The 13,797-nt window shown below is 60.6% G+C and carries 14 protein-coding genes and 1 other RNA gene; 4 read left to right on the forward strand and 11 right to left on the reverse strand.

What is annotated here, in order from left to right; genetic code table 11:
* From mraY to rsmI, 9 genes are all read right to left on the reverse strand, one after another.
* Nucleotides 1–1,083 (reverse strand): phospho-N-acetylmuramoyl-pentapeptide-transferase, encoded by a 1,083-nt coding sequence (gene mraY / locus ACK6BI_RS04375; protein WP_015096766.1) that lies wholly within the window; start codon nucleotides 1,081–1,083, stop codon nucleotides 1–3.
* On the reverse strand, nucleotides 1,083–2,450 hold the full coding sequence (gene murF, locus ACK6BI_RS04380; protein WP_409316122.1) for a UDP-N-acetylmuramoyl-tripeptide--D-alanyl-D-alanine ligase: 1,368 nt from the start codon (nucleotides 2,448–2,450) through the stop codon (nucleotides 1,083–1,085). The genes mraY and murF overlap by 1 nt, the downstream gene beginning before the upstream one ends.
* Nucleotides 2,443–3,906 (reverse strand): UDP-N-acetylmuramoyl-L-alanyl-D-glutamate--2,6-diaminopimelate ligase, encoded by a 1,464-nt coding sequence (locus tag ACK6BI_RS04385; RefSeq protein WP_409316123.1) that lies wholly within the window; start codon nucleotides 3,904–3,906, stop codon nucleotides 2,443–2,445. Before ACK6BI_RS04385 ends, murF begins: the two co-directional genes overlap by 8 nt.
* Nucleotides 3,906–5,645: a peptidoglycan D,D-transpeptidase FtsI family protein gene (locus tag ACK6BI_RS04390; protein WP_409316146.1), complete on the reverse strand. Its 1,740-nt coding sequence runs from the start codon at nucleotides 5,643–5,645 to the stop codon at nucleotides 3,906–3,908. The genes ACK6BI_RS04385 and ACK6BI_RS04390 overlap by 1 nt, the downstream gene beginning before the upstream one ends.
* A complete protein-coding gene (ftsL, locus tag ACK6BI_RS04395) occupies nucleotides 5,645–5,938 on the reverse strand; it encodes a cell division protein FtsL (RefSeq protein WP_409316124.1) in 294 nt (97 codons plus the stop codon). The genes ACK6BI_RS04390 and ftsL overlap by 1 nt, the downstream gene beginning before the upstream one ends.
* Nucleotides 5,935–6,882 carry a 16S rRNA (cytosine(1402)-N(4))-methyltransferase RsmH gene (gene rsmH, locus ACK6BI_RS04400; RefSeq protein ID WP_409316125.1) on the reverse strand — a complete coding sequence of 316 codons (948 nt, stop codon included), beginning with the start codon at nucleotides 6,880–6,882 and terminating at the stop codon, nucleotides 5,935–5,937. Before rsmH ends, ftsL begins: the two co-directional genes overlap by 4 nt.
* A complete protein-coding gene (gene mraZ, locus ACK6BI_RS04405; protein ID WP_003205355.1) occupies nucleotides 6,879–7,334 on the reverse strand; it encodes a division/cell wall cluster transcriptional repressor MraZ in 456 nt (151 codons plus the stop codon). Before mraZ ends, rsmH begins: the two co-directional genes overlap by 4 nt.
* 403 nt (nucleotides 7,335–7,737) lie before the next feature.
* Nucleotides 7,738–8,091, reverse strand: an RNA gene (gene rnpB, locus ACK6BI_RS04410) — RNase P RNA component class A.
* Between the two features lie 73 nt (nucleotides 8,092–8,164).
* On the reverse strand, nucleotides 8,165–9,070 hold the full coding sequence (gene rsmI / locus ACK6BI_RS04415; RefSeq protein WP_409316147.1) for a 16S rRNA (cytidine(1402)-2'-O)-methyltransferase: 906 nt from the start codon (nucleotides 9,068–9,070) through the stop codon (nucleotides 8,165–8,167).
* A 177-nt stretch (nucleotides 9,071–9,247) separates the two neighbouring features.
* On the opposite strand from rsmI, the gene ACK6BI_RS04420 reads away from it, so the two are divergent.
* The 4 genes from ACK6BI_RS04420 (at nucleotide 9,248) to ACK6BI_RS04435 (ending at nucleotide 12,691) form a co-directional block, all read left to right on the forward strand.
* Nucleotides 9,248–11,059: a penicillin-binding protein activator gene (locus ACK6BI_RS04420; RefSeq protein ID WP_409316126.1), complete on the forward strand. Its 1,812-nt coding sequence runs from the start codon at nucleotides 9,248–9,250 to the stop codon at nucleotides 11,057–11,059.
* A complete protein-coding gene (locus tag ACK6BI_RS04425) occupies nucleotides 11,059–11,421 on the forward strand; it encodes a YraN family protein (RefSeq protein ID WP_409316127.1) in 363 nt (120 codons plus the stop codon). The genes ACK6BI_RS04420 and ACK6BI_RS04425 overlap by 1 nt, the downstream gene beginning before the upstream one ends.
* A 101-nt stretch (nucleotides 11,422–11,522) precedes the next feature.
* The gene (locus ACK6BI_RS04430) at nucleotides 11,523–12,116 is read left to right on the forward strand and encodes a phosphoheptose isomerase (protein ID WP_007928463.1); all 594 of its coding nucleotides are present in this window, start codon (nucleotides 11,523–11,525) and stop codon (nucleotides 12,114–12,116) included.
* The gene (locus ACK6BI_RS04435; RefSeq protein WP_065261497.1) at nucleotides 12,113–12,691 is read left to right on the forward strand and encodes a BON domain-containing protein; all 579 of its coding nucleotides are present in this window, start codon (nucleotides 12,113–12,115) and stop codon (nucleotides 12,689–12,691) included. The genes ACK6BI_RS04430 and ACK6BI_RS04435 overlap by 4 nt, the downstream gene beginning before the upstream one ends.
* A gap of 52 nt (nucleotides 12,692–12,743) precedes the next feature.
* Here the strand turns inward: ACK6BI_RS04435 and ACK6BI_RS04440 are convergent, their stop codons facing one another.
* Entirely contained in the window at nucleotides 12,744–13,157 is a 414-nt protein-coding gene (locus ACK6BI_RS04440; protein WP_007956787.1) for a ClpXP protease specificity-enhancing factor, read from the reverse strand.
* Nucleotides 13,158–13,173: 16 nt separating this feature from the next.
* Nucleotides 13,174–13,791, reverse strand: a complete 618-nt coding sequence (locus ACK6BI_RS04445; RefSeq protein WP_065261495.1) for a glutathione S-transferase N-terminal domain-containing protein — start codon at nucleotides 13,789–13,791, stop codon at nucleotides 13,174–13,176.
* Nucleotides 13,792–13,797 lie beyond the last annotated feature (6 nt).

Consider the following 13,797-nt stretch of genomic DNA (forward strand, 5'->3'; position numbering starts at 1 on the left):
CTACCTCAGCTTCAGGGTGGCAAGGCCGATCAGCACGAGAATCACAGTGATGATCCAGAAACGGACGATCACGCGCGGCTCGGGCCAGCCCTTGAGTTCAAAGTGGTGGTGGATCGGCGCCATGCGGAACACACGGCGACCGGTCAGTTTGAAGGACGCTACCTGAATGACGACTGACAGGGTTTCCATCACAAACACGCCGCCCATGATGAACAGGACGATTTCCTGACGGACGATCACCGCGATGGTGCCCAGGGCTGCGCCCAGCGCCAGTGCGCCGACGTCGCCCATGAAGACCTGCGCCGGGTAGGTGTTGAACCACAGGAAGCCCAGACCCGCGCCGATCAGCGCACCGCAGAACACGATCAGTTCGCCTGCACCCGGGACGTACGGGATCAACAGGTATTCAGCGAATTTCACGTTACCCGACAGGTAGCAGAAAATGCCCAGGCCACCGCCGACCATCACCGTCGGCATGATCGCCAGACCGTCGAGGCCGTCGGTCAGGTTGACCGCGTTGCTCGAGCCGACGATCACGAAGTAGGTCAGCACGATGAAACCGGCGCCCAGCGGAATGCTGTAGTCCTTGAGCATCGGCAGGATCAGGGTGGTTTCCACCGGCGTGGCGGCAGTCATATAAAGGAAGATCGCCGCGCCGAGGCCGAACACCGACTGCCAGAAATATTTCCAGCGACTTGGCAGACCACGGGAGTTCTTCTCGATCACTTTGCGGTAGTCGTCGACCCAGCCGATGGCGCCGAACAGCAGGGTCACCAGCAGCACGACCCAGACGTAACGGTTGCTCAGGTCAGCCCACAACAGGGTGCTGACACCGATGGAGGACAGGATCAGTGCGCCACCCATGGTCGGCGTACCGGATTTGGACAAGTGCGATTGCGGACCATCGTTACGAACCGATTGGCCGATCTGACGGTTCTGCAGGGTGCGGATCATCCACGGGCCGTAGCACAGCGACAGGACCAGCGCGGTCAGCACACCGAGGATCCCGCGCAGGGTCAGGTACTGGAAGACCGCGAAGCCTTTGTAGAACTGTTGCAGATACTCCGCTAGCAGCAGCAGCATTAATGTTTCTCCAGACTGGACCCGCACAGGGCCGCAACGATGTTTTCCATCGCCGCGCTGCGCGAACCCTTGATCAAAATGGTGGTGTTTTTGTCCTGCTCGGCGCCGAGGGCCTGGATCAGTTCGGCCTGTGTGCCGAAGTGATGCGCCTCGTTACCGAATGCGTTCACGGCGTGGACCATGTTCGGCCCGACGGCGTAAAGCGCGGAAACCTTGCCCCGGGCGTATTCGCCCACGTCGCGGTGCCCCTGCTCCGCCCAGTCGCCCAACTCGCCGATATCCCCGAGCACCAGGACGGTGCGGCCGGAAAAGCCGGCGAGTATATCAACGGCCGCGCACATGGAGGTGGGGTTCGCGTTGTAAGTGTCATCGATCACGCGCATGCCGTTTTTCGCCAGTTGCGCGACGGCGCGACCCTTGACCGGCTGGACCGCGCCAAGCCCGGTGGCGATGCCGAACAGAGACACGCCCAGAGCGTGAGCGGCTGCAGCGGCGGCCATGGCATTGGCAACGTTGTGCGTGCCGAGCAGGTTCAACTGAACATGCTCGACACCTTCAGGTGTATGCAGGTTGAAGGCCGGGCAACCACGGGCGTCGGTGCTCAGGTCGCTGGCGTAAAAATCTGCCTGGGGATTGCCCAGGGAGAAGGTCAGCACTTTGCGTGCGCCGGCGCGGGTCTTCCAGATACCGAAGGCCTTGTCGTCCAGGTTCAATACGGCAATGCCATCCGCCGCCAGACCATCGATGATCTCGCCTTTGGCCTCGACGATTTTTTCCGGACCGCCGAACTCACCGACATGTGCAGTGCCGGCATTGTTCAGAATCGCCACGTGCGGCCGGGTCAGGCCGACGGTGTAGGCGATTTCGCCCAGACGCGAGGCGCCCAGTTCGATCACCGCCGCCGTATGTTCCGGGGCCAGTTCGAGCAGGGTCAACGGTGCGCCCAGATCGTTGTTCAGGTTGCCACGGGTGGCGAGCACGGCGCCACGAGTGCGCAGGATGCTGGCGAGCATTTCCTTGACCGTTGTCTTGCCGCTGGAGCCGGTGATGGCCGCGACCGGCTGAGTGAACGCCGCGCGGTTCAGCGCCCCCAGCTGGCCGAGGGCCTGACGGGTGTCCTTGACCAGCAGCTGCGGCAGCGCGCTGTCGGCGACTTCGCGTTCGACCAGTGCAGCGACCGCGCCTTTGGCGGCCACTTCATTCAGATAATCATGACCGTCGAAACGCGGGCCGGTCAGGGCAATAAACAGCTGGCCGGCCTTGATCGCACGGCTGTCGATGCTCACACCGTCAAAACTGGCGTCCGCGCTGATCAGTCGTGCGTCGAGAGCATTGGTCAGTTCACTGAGTTTCAGGGCCTTAAGCATGGGCCACCTCCCAGGCGGTCAGGGCATGATCGGCCTCGACCAGATCAGAGAAGGCGTGGCGAACACCGTTGATTTCCTGATAGTCCTCGTGCCCCTTGCCGGCCAGGACGACCACGTCATCGGCCGATGCACTGGCGATCAGTTGCGCGATGGCCTGGCCACGACCGGCCATGAATGTCACGTTATCCACAGCCGTGAAGCCGGCGCGGATGTCTTCAAAAATGACGGCTGGATCTTCGGTACGTGGATTGTCATCGGTGACCAGCACGCGATCGGCCAGACGCTCGACCACTTCGGCCATCAACGGACGCTTGCCGCGATCACGATCACCGCCACAGCCGAACAGGCACAGCAACCGGCCTTTGACGTGCGGGCGCAGTGCGGTCAGGACTTTTTCCAGCGCATCCGGCGTGTGGGCGTAATCGACCACTACCAGAGGTTGTGTGCCACCGCCAAGACGCTGCATGCGTCCGGCCGGGCCTTCGAGTTTCGGCAGCACGTCGAGGATTTCGTCGAGAGCGTAATCCAGCCCCAGCAAGGCACCGACAGCAGCCAGTATGTTGCTCAGGTTGAACCGCCCCAGCAGCGTGCTGCGCAGATGATGTTCGCCCTGAGGCGTGACCAGCGTGGCACGCACGCCGTGGTCGTCGAACTGCGCCTCACGGACATACAGATAGGCGCTGCTGTCGAGCAGGCTGTAAGTGATCAGGCGCGACTCACGCTTTTCAGCGGCCAGTTGCCGGCCGAAATCGTCGTCCAGATTGACTACGCGGCACTTCAGGTCATTCCAGGCAAACAGCTTGGCCTTGGCCTCTGCGTACGCCTCCATGGTGCCGTGGTAATCGAGGTGATCACGGGACAGGTTGGTCATCACCGCCACATCAAACGCCAGCGCGGTGACCCGCCCCTGATCCAGACCGTGGGACGAGACTTCCATGGCCACGGCTTTGGCACCGGCCTTTTTCAGGTCGCCCAGCGTGGCCTGCATGGCAATCGGATTCGGTGTGGTGTGCATTCCGCTCTGCAGCGAGCCATGAAAGCCGGAACCGAGGGTACCGACGATGCCGCAATGCTGACCAAGAAGATCCAGCGCCTGAGCCACCAATTGGGTCACGCTGGTCTTGCCGTTGGTGCCGGTCACGCCCACCAGGTTCAGATGATGGCTGGGCTCACCGTAAAAACGACCGGCGATATCCGACAGCTGCGCTGCCAGGCCCTTGACCGGAATCAGCGGCACATCAGTAATCGGCAGCACGGTGGCGCCTTCCACTTCATAAGCGACCGCCGCTGCGCCACGAGCCAGTGCATCGGCAATGTGGGCACGGCCATCGAATTTGCCGCCCGGCACAGCGAGAAACAGGTCACCTGCGCGCACATTGCGGCTGTCGAGGGCCAATTCACGGATCAGCAGATCGTGGCCGGCGTGAGGGAAAATCTTGTTCAGACTCAGAGACATCAGCCGCGCCCTCCATTGGCTTTCAGCGGAACAACCGGGGTGGCGTTGGCTTGTTGGGTCGTCGGCAGGTTGTCCGGGGTGATATTCATCAGGCGCAGGGTGCCGGACATCACACGGCTGAACACCGGTGCCGATACCAGGCCACCGAAGTAACCGGCCTTGGTCGGCTCATCGATCACAACAACGATGGCGTAACGCGGATCGCTCATCGGGCCGAAACCGGCGAACAGCGAGCGATAGGAGTTTTCGGCATAGCCCTTGGTGCCGACCGAAGTCTTGCGCGCCGTACCCGACTTGCCGGCCACGTGATAGGCCGGCACCTGAGCACGGAATACGCCGCGCGGGGCTTCGATCACCTGTTGCAGCATGCCTTGCATGGTTTTCGCCACAGCTTCCGGCAGGACCTGGGTGGTCTGCGGCACCTTGTCGGTTTTGATCAGGGTCAGCGGCGCGAGACGACCGTTGTTGGCCAGCGCCGAGAACGCGTGCACCAGCTGGATCGCGGTTACCGAAACACCATAGCCATAGGACAGCGTTGCGGTTTCAGCCTTGCGCCACTCGCGGTAGTTCGGCAGGTTGCCGACACGCTCGCCCGGAAAACCGAGACCGGTGTCCTGCCCGAGCCCGACTTTCTGCGCGAGACGGAAAATGGTTTCGCCGCCGATGTCGAACGCGACCTTGCTCATGCCGACGTTACTGGAATTGATCAGAATGCCGGTCAGGTCAAGCACCGGACCTTCGGTCTTGGATACGTCCTTGATGGTGTATTTACCGATCTGCAGGGAGCCCGGATACACCTCGACGGTGTCGCTCGGTTTCCAGCGTCCGGTCTCGATCGCGGCGCTCATCGAGATCGCCTTCATGGTCGAGCCTGGCTCGAACACGTCGATCATTGCGCGGTTACGCATCATCGCCGGCTGCAGGTTGCGACGGTTGTTCGGGTTGTAGGTCGGCTGGTTGACCATGGCGAGGATCTCGCCGGTCTTCACATCCATGATCACCAGACTGCCGGCCTTCGCGCCGTTCTCGATGATCGCGTTGCGCAGTTCGCGGTTGGCCAGGTATTGCAGGCGCAGGTCAATGGACAACGCCAAGGGCTTGCCGGCCTTGGCGTTCTTGGTGACCTGGACATCCTTGATCAGCCGACCGCGCCGATCCTTGATGACCTGCCGCTTGCCGGGTACGCCGGCCAGCCACTCGTCATAGGCCAGTTCGACGCCTTCGCGGCCGTGGTCGTCGATGTCGGTAAACCCGACCATGTGCGCGGTGACCTCACCGGCCGGATAAAACCGGCGGAATTCTTCGATGCCATAGACGCCCGGCACTTTCAGGTCGAGCACGGCCTGACCCTGCTCGGGGGTCAGCCCGCGCACCAGATAAATGAATTCCTTGTTGGCCTGGGCTTCGAGACGTTCGGCCAGGGCTTTCGGATCCTGCCCCAGCGCGGCTGCCAGTGCCGGCCATTTTTCCTTGGCCAGTTGCATTTCCTTGGCGTTGGCCCACAGCGTGGTCACTGGCGTACTCACCGCCAGAGGCTCGCCATTGCGATCGGTGATCAGGCCACGGTGCGCCGGAATCGGAATATGACGAACGCTGCGCGCATCGCCCTGGCCCTTGAGGAAGTCACGGTCGATCACTTGCAGATCGATGATCCGCCAGCAGATTGCGGCCACCATCATGCCCAGCAGAGCGACTACCAGACGGAAGCGCCACGGGAAGAGTGCCCCTTCGAGTTTCATCATGGCGCCACCATCTTCACGTCAGCCGCGCCGGGGATGTGCATTTTCAGTTGTTCGGTGGCCAGCACTTCGATCCGGCTGTGCGCGGTCCAGGTGCTTTGCTCGAGAATCAGGCGACCCCACTCGGCCTGCGCCTTGTCGCGCACGCTGAGTTCGTTGTAAAGGGTGTTGAGCAACTGCCGGCTCCAATGAGCGCTATAGGAAACGCCGATGGCCGACACGAGCACACCGATGAAAAGCAGCAGCATGATGAAGCTGCCGCCGGGCAGTGGCTTGGCGAAAAGCTTGCTCACCGAAGTTTCTCCGCGACGCGCATGACGGCGCTACGAGAACGAGGGTTGGCCTTGAGTTCGGCGTCGGAGGCCGTCTGCGCTTTGCCATGGATCTTGATTTTCGGTTCGAACGCAACGTGGCGAACCGGCAGGTTGCGAGGCAGGTTGTCGGCTTCGCCTTTCACCAGCTTGCGCATGAACAGTTTGACGATGCGGTCTTCCAGCGAGTGGAAGCTGATCACGACCAGACGGCCACCGACCTCCAGGCACTCAAGTGCAGCTTCGAGGCCGGCCTCAAGATCGCCCAACTCGTTGTTGACGTGAATGCGTAGCCCCTGGAATGCACGGGTCGCCGGGTTTTTGCCCTTTTCCCACGCCGGGTTGGCGACTTTCAAGACCTCAGCCAGGTCGGCGGTACGCTCGAACGGGGTGATGTCACGGCGCTCGGCCACGGCACGGGCCATGCGACCGGAGAAGCGCTCCTCACCGTATTCCTTGAATACCCGGGCGATTTCTTCCACCGGAGCGGTATTGACGAACTCGGCTGCGCTGATCCCACGAGACGGATCCATGCGCATGTCCAGCGGACCGTCATTGAGGAAACTGAAACCACGCTCGGCATCGTCAAGCTGCGGCGAAGACACGCCGAGATCGAGCAGAATGCCGCTGACCTTGCCGGCCAGACCGCGCTCGGCAACTTCCGAGCCGAGTTCGGCAAAGCTGCGCTGCACAACGACAAAGCGGCCGTCTTCGGCCGCTAGCGTTTGCCCGGTAGCAATCGCTTGAGGATCCTTGTCGAATCCGATGAGCCGGCCATCCGGTCCGAGCTTGCTGAGGATCAGCCGGCTGTGCCCGCCGCGTCCGAACGTACCGTCCAGATAGCAGCCATCAGGACGTACGGCGAGAGCCTCGACGGCTTCGTCAAGCAGTACGGTGATGTGGTTAAAGCCGCTATCAATAGTCACAGGATCAGATCACGCAGTTCGTCAGGCATGGCGCCCGGTTGTTGTATGGCAGCCAGGTCAGCGGCAGAAACCGCATTCCAGGCATCTTCGTCCCACAGCTGGAACTTGTTCAGTTGGCCGACGAGCATCGCGCGCTTGTCCAGCTTTGCGTATTCACGCAGGCGCGGCGGCACCAGAAAACGACCACTGCCGTCGAGTTCGAGGTCGACGGCATTACCAATCAATAAACGCTGCAGACGACGGTTCTCTTCACGGAGCGAAGGAAGCGCGCGCAACTTGGTTTCAATAATTTCCCACTCGTCGAGCGGGTAGACACACAGACACGGATCAACGGCATCGATGGTCACGATCAACTGGCCGGAACTACGCGAAACGAGCTCGTCACGGTACCGGCTCGGCATGGCGAGACGGCCCTTTGCGTCGAGACTGATAGCGTTAGCTCCGCGAAACACGTCAGCGTTTCTCCAATTTTTATCGTTTTGAGCTCAAAAAACCCACTTCATGCCACTTTCCGCCACTTGCGCACACTATAGGAATGCGCCCACCACACCGTCAAGGCGCGGATCAAAGGAAAACCCTTACAGAACGGAGATTTAGGAGCATAAAGGGAGGAGCAACGAGAATCCGGCGGATGCTTTTATCCAATAACTTGAGACAGCACTGAGAGCTGCGCTCGAAAGTTAAAGTAATTTGTTAAGAGTAAGATTTTTTCGGTATTACAAAAGCGCTTCTGCTGTTGATTGAAGCAAGGTGGGAAATGGCTATTACTGCGGTTGCCGCTGCCGGATTTCCAGCACAGGCCTGCTGATAATAAACAGCCCTGTCGCCTTTAATTCAAGCAGGGAAAAGAAAAAGATGGAGAGTCGATCTGTAAGCCGGGTTCTGTCTTGAACAGTCATTCGTCTACGATGGCCATCACTGGACATCTTTAGCAACCTACCCGGTCCCAGCGCGGGCCACGCCTTGGGACCCTATTTGGTCTTGCTCCAAGTGGGGTTTACCTAGCCACGAACTGTTGCCAGACGTGCGGTGCGCTCTTACCGCACCTTTTCACCCTTACCGGTGCCGAAGCACTTAGGCGGTTATTTTCTGTGGCACTTTCCGTAGGCTCACGCCTCCCAGGCATTACCTGGCACTTCGCCCTATGGAGCCCGGACTTTCCTCCCCCCCCTAATTTTCATAGAGGGCAGCGACTGTCCGATCGACTCTCCGCCGCGCAGGTTAACGGCAGAGCGGCCGAAGAACAAGCGCTAATAGCCCGCGAACGGCTCTGCGCGACCGGTTACGTGTCTTTTTGCTGATCCAGCGCAACCTGATACAACACGTTTTTGCGCTCACCGGTGATTTGCGCCGCCAGCGCCGCCGCACGCTTTAGCGGCATCTCTTCGAGCAACAGATTAAGAATGCGCATCGCCTCGCTGCTGACGGCGTCTTCGGATTCCGGCGCGGTCCAGCCAGCCACCACCACCACACACTCGCCACGCTGCTGATTGCCATCCGCCTCGACGAACGCACGCAACTCGGCCAGCGGCAGGCCCTTGAGCGTTTCAAAGGTCTTGGTGATTTCCCGGGCGAGCAATGCCGGGCGATCTGCACCAAACACAGTTTCCATATCCTGCAGGCACTCGAGAATACGATGTGGTGCCTCGTAGAAGATCAGCGTGCGCGGCTCTTCCTTGATGGCTTCCAGGCGCGCCTTGCGGCCAACAGCCTTGGCCGGCAGAAAGCCTTCAAAGATGAAGCGGTCAGAGGGCAGACCCGCTGCCGACAACGCTGCGATCAATGCACAGGCTCCCGGCACCGGCACCACATTGATCCCGGCGGCACGCGCCTGGCGCACCAGGTGATAACCCGGATCTGAAATCAGCGGCGTACCGGCATCGGAGATCAGCGCCACATTGTCGCCAGCCAACAGACGAGTGATGAAGCGACTGCCTTCATCACGTTCGTTGTGCTCATGGCAGGCCGCAAGCGGCGTGCTGATACCGAAATGCTGCATCAGTCGCTGTGAGTGGCGCGTGTCTTCGGCGGCAATCAGCGCCACTTCTCGCAGAATCTTCAACGCCCGGGCGCTGATGTCATCCAGGTTGCCGATGGGCGTCGCCACCACATAAAGCGAGCCCGCAGCGGAATTCAAAGCACCTGGAGCAGTCAAAGCGCACACCTCATGATCGGTAAAAGCCGCCATTGTAGCGCGTCGCGCGACCGACGATGCGGTCGCGGCAGACATGGTTTGTCGCACCATTGTGCGGTCGTGCAACATTTACATCAGCTAAATTGACGGTTTCACACCAGTAACATCGCGCCCCGGCCAGCGCTTGGGTACAATTCGACGCTAATTTGATCGAGTATCAGGAACACTTACATGATCGCTTGCCTGCGGCTGTTCACTGCCCTCTGCCTCGCTGCCTTGCTGGCGGCCTGCGCCAGCTCCCCTTCCTCCAGCCTTGGCGAACTTCCACGGACACCGGATGCCAGCATCGAGCAACTGCTCGAACAGGCCGCCCAGGCCAAATCGCCGGACAAGGCTGCACTGCTGCGCCTGAGCGCCGCAGACCTGGCTTACCGCCAGGGCAATGCCGGACAGTCCGCGCAGATCCTGCAACAAGTGCCGATGGAGCAGCTCCAGCCAGGTCAGCAGGCCTTCGCCAGCACCCTGTCCGCCGAACTGGCCATGACCCGCAACCAGCCGAAAGCCGCGCTGACAGCCTTGAATCACCCAAGCCTGCAGCGCCTGAGTGAAATGTCGATTCCGCTGCAGGTTCGCGCCGGTACGGTTCACGCCCGTGCTCTCGAAGCCGATGGCCAGACACTAGCTGCCGCTCGCGAACGCATCTTCATCGCACCGATGCTCGAAGGCGAAGCTGCCAGCAAGAACCACGAAGCCATCTGGACCCTGATCGCCTCGCTGCCGACCGACCAATTGCAACCCAACGGGACCGACGACCTCGCAGGCTGGATGAGCCTGGCCCTGGCCGTGAAAACCGCCGGCACCCTGGAACAGCAACAGGCCGCCATCGACGACTGGCGTTCGCAGCACCCGAAACACCCGGCCGCCATCAACCTGCCGCTGCCACTGACCAAACTCAAGGAGCTGGCCAGCCAGCCTCTGAGCAAGATCGCCCTGCTGTTGCCACAGGACGGCCAGCTGGCCTCGGTTGGCAAGGCCCTGCGTGACGGCTTCATGGCCGCGCACTACCAGGCCCAGCAAGCCGGCCAGAAACCACCGGCCATCGTGTTCTACGACAGCTCGCACCTGACCAGCATGGACGAGTTCTATCGCAAGGCCCAGGCTGACGGCGTGCAACTGGTTGTCGGACCACTGGAAAAACCGCTGGTCAAACAGCTGAGCACCCGTCCGCAACTGCCGATCACCACTCTGGCGCTGAACTACAGCGAAGGCGACCAGGGCCCGGCGCAACTGTTCCAGTTCGGCCTCGCCGCTGAAGACGAAGCTCGCGAAGTATCCCGTCGCGCCCGCGCCGACGGCCTGCACCGCGCCGCGATCATGGTGCCGAAAGGCGAATGGGGTGACCGCGTCCTGCGTGCATTCAGCCAGGACTGGCAAGCCAACGGCGGCAGCATTGTCGCCACCGAGCGCGTCGACCAGCCCGTGCAACTGGCCCAGCAGATCGCCGACATGTTCCAGCTGCGCCAGAGCGAAGCCCGCGCCAAGAGCCTGCAGAATGCCGCCGGCACCAACGTCGCCGCACAGCCTTCGCGCCGCCAGGACATCGAGTTCATCTTCCTCGCCGCAACCCCTCAACAGGCCCAGCAGATCAAGCCGACCCTGAACTTCCAGTACGCCGGCGACGTGCCGGTCTACGCGACCTCCCATGTGTTCAGCGCCAGCGGCGACGTGAACCAGTACAACGACATGAACGGCGTACGCTTCTGCGAAACCCCATGGTTGCTGGACGCCAACGATCCGCTGCGCAAACAGGTCACCGCACAATGGCCGCAAGCCTCCGGCAGCCTCGGTCGCCTGTATGCGATGGGCGCGGATGCCTATCGCCTGGCCCCACGCCTGAGCCAGCTCAAGACCTTGCCGGACAGCCGCATCGAAGGCCTGTCGGGCAGCCTGGGCATGACCCAGAGCCAACGCGTCGTGCGCCAGTTGCCATGGGCCCAGTTTGTCAGCGGCCAGATCCAGCGTCTGCCGGACACTCCGCGCTGATGCCTGACAGGTCACACCTGCAAAGCGGCAAGGATGCCGAGCGCCGGGCGCTCGAGCATCTGCAACACCAGGGTCTGCGCCTCCTGGCGCAGAACTGGGCATGCAAACGCGGCGAGCTTGATCTGGTCATGCTCGATGGCGATACAGTAGTATTCGTTGAAGTACGTTATCGAAAGAACACTCAATGGGGTGGCGCGCTCGCCAGTATCGACGGACGCAAACGGCAGAAACTGATTTTTGCCGCAGAATATTTTCTTCAGCACGAGTCGCGTTGGGCAAATTCCCCTTGCCGCTTCGACGTGGTGGCCATCGACAGCCATCAGGATCAGTTGAACTGGTTGCAGAATGCGTTCGACACTTGACTGCCTGCATCCACCAGACACTTTCACTCAACACTTTTGCTCTTTGTTTTGCGGGCTGCACATTCATGTGCCGGACAGCCGCGCCAATTAAGGTCACACAGATGGACATGCAATCCCGAATTCGCCAGCTTTTCCAGGCCAGTATCGACACCAAGCAACAGGCGATGGACGTACTTGCACCGCACATCGAGCAAGCCAGCCAGGTAATGGTCAACGCCCTGCTTAACGAGGGGAAAATGCTCTCGTGCGGCAATGGCGGCTCTGCCGGCGATGCCCAGCACTTTTCTTCGGAATTGCTCAACCGTTTCGAGCGTGAGCGCCCGAGCCTGCCGGCCATTGCCTTGACCACCGACAGCTCGACCATCACTTCGATCGCCAACGATTACAGCTACAACGAAGTGTTCTCCAAGCAGATACGCGCACTCGGCCAGCCGGGTGATGTGTTGCTGGCGATTTCGACCAGCGGTAACTCGGCGAACATTATTCAAGCGATCCAGGCCGCACATGATCGCGAAATGATTGTCGTAGCTTTGACCGGACGCGACGGCGGCGGCATGGCTTCGCTGCTGCTGCCTGAAGACGTCGAAATCCGCGTACCGGCCAACGTCACTGCGCGTATTCAGGAAGTCCACTTGCTGGCGATCCATTGCCTCTGCGATCTGATCGACAGCCAACTGTTCGGGAGTGAAGAATGACCCCTAATCGCCTTGGCCTTCTGGCCTTGACCCTTTGCCTGGGCATAACCGGCTGCACCTCGGTGGTGAACGCCAGCCGCGAAGCACCGATCGAAGACGATCGCGGCACACGCACCTTCGGCAGCAAAATTGACGACTCGCTGATCGAAACCAAAGTCGGTGTCAACGTGGCCAAGGCCGATCCGGCCCTGGATAACGATTCCCACATCGTCGTCACCAGCTTCAATGGTGTCGTACTGCTCGCTGGCCAGACGCCTCGCGAGGACCTCAAGGCCAAGGCCGAGCAGGCTGCCGCCAACGTACAGCGCGTGAAGAAAGTGCACAACGAGCTGCAAGTGATTGCACCTTCGAGCTTCCTCGCCCGCCAGAACGACTCCTGGCTGACAACCAAGATCAAAACCCAGATGCTCACCGACGCCAGCATTCCGGGCTCGCGCATCAAGGTCGTGACCGAGAACGGCATCGTGTACCTGCTGGGCCTGCTGACCAGACAGGAGGCCACCCAGGCTGCCAATCTGGTACAGGGTGTATCCGGCGTGCAGAAGATCGTGAAGCTGTTCGAATACATCGATTGACACAAAACCTGCAGGCACAAAAAAGGCGATCCGGTCGGGATCGCCTTTTTTATTACTTCACCACTTTCAGGCTCGGTCGACCGCTAGGGCGCGGTGGCTCGCTGTCCGGTGGCGGAACATCGTCATCCTGCTCGATCTCGTCTTCGTCATCCATCGGCGACTCCAGATCGAACACCATGCCCTGACCGTTCTCCCTGGCGTAAATACCCAGGATCGCGGCAATCGGCACGTACAGACTGTGCGGAACGCCACCGAAGCGACCTTCGAAGGTCACGACGTCGTTGTCCATGTGCAGATGTCGCACGGCACTTGGTGAAATATTCAGGACAATTTGTCCATCACTGGCAAAACCTTGCGGCACCTGCACCGCCGGATATTCGGAATTGACCAGCATGTGCGGGGTGCAATCGTTATCCACAATCCACTCGTAGAGCGCGCGGACCAGATAAGGTCGACTGGAGTTCATAGCGGCTCCTTAAGCCTTAGCGCATGTCGCGTTCGACGCCAGACAGACTCGCCTGGAAAGCCTCACGCGCAAATTGACGCTCCATATAATCAAGCAGCGGCTTGGCCGGCCGCGGCAGTTCTATACCCAGAATCGGCAAACGCCAGAGTATTGGCAATAGGCAGCAATCCACCAGACTTTGTTCCTCGCTGAGGAAAAACGGCTTGTCGGCGAACAACGGCGACACACCCGTCAGGCTTTCGCGCAATTCCTTGCGCGCCACGGCACGAGCCGCCTCCTTGGTTCGCGAATCCAGAATCAGGTCCACCAGACCACACCAGTCACGCTGAATGCGATGCATCAACAGACGACTGTTGGCACGCGCCACCGGGTACACAGGCATCAATGGCGGATGCGGGTAACGCTCATCCAGATACTCCATCACCACGGTCGACTCCCACAACGCCAGATCGCGATCGACCAGTGTCGGAAGACTGCCATAAGGGTTCACTTCAATCAGTTTAGGCGGCTGGCGACCAGCCTCCACAAAAATGATTTCGGCGCTTACACCCTTCTCAGCAAGCACAATGCGCACCCGGTGGGAATAGTGGTCGGCGGGGTCGGAGTAACAGGCCAACCGATTGGTCACGCCCATGGCGAT

This window comes from Pseudomonas sp. KCJK9016 (genome assembly GCF_046231795.1).
Taxonomy (GTDB): domain Bacteria; phylum Pseudomonadota; class Gammaproteobacteria; order Pseudomonadales; family Pseudomonadaceae; genus Aquipseudomonas; species Aquipseudomonas bananamidigenes.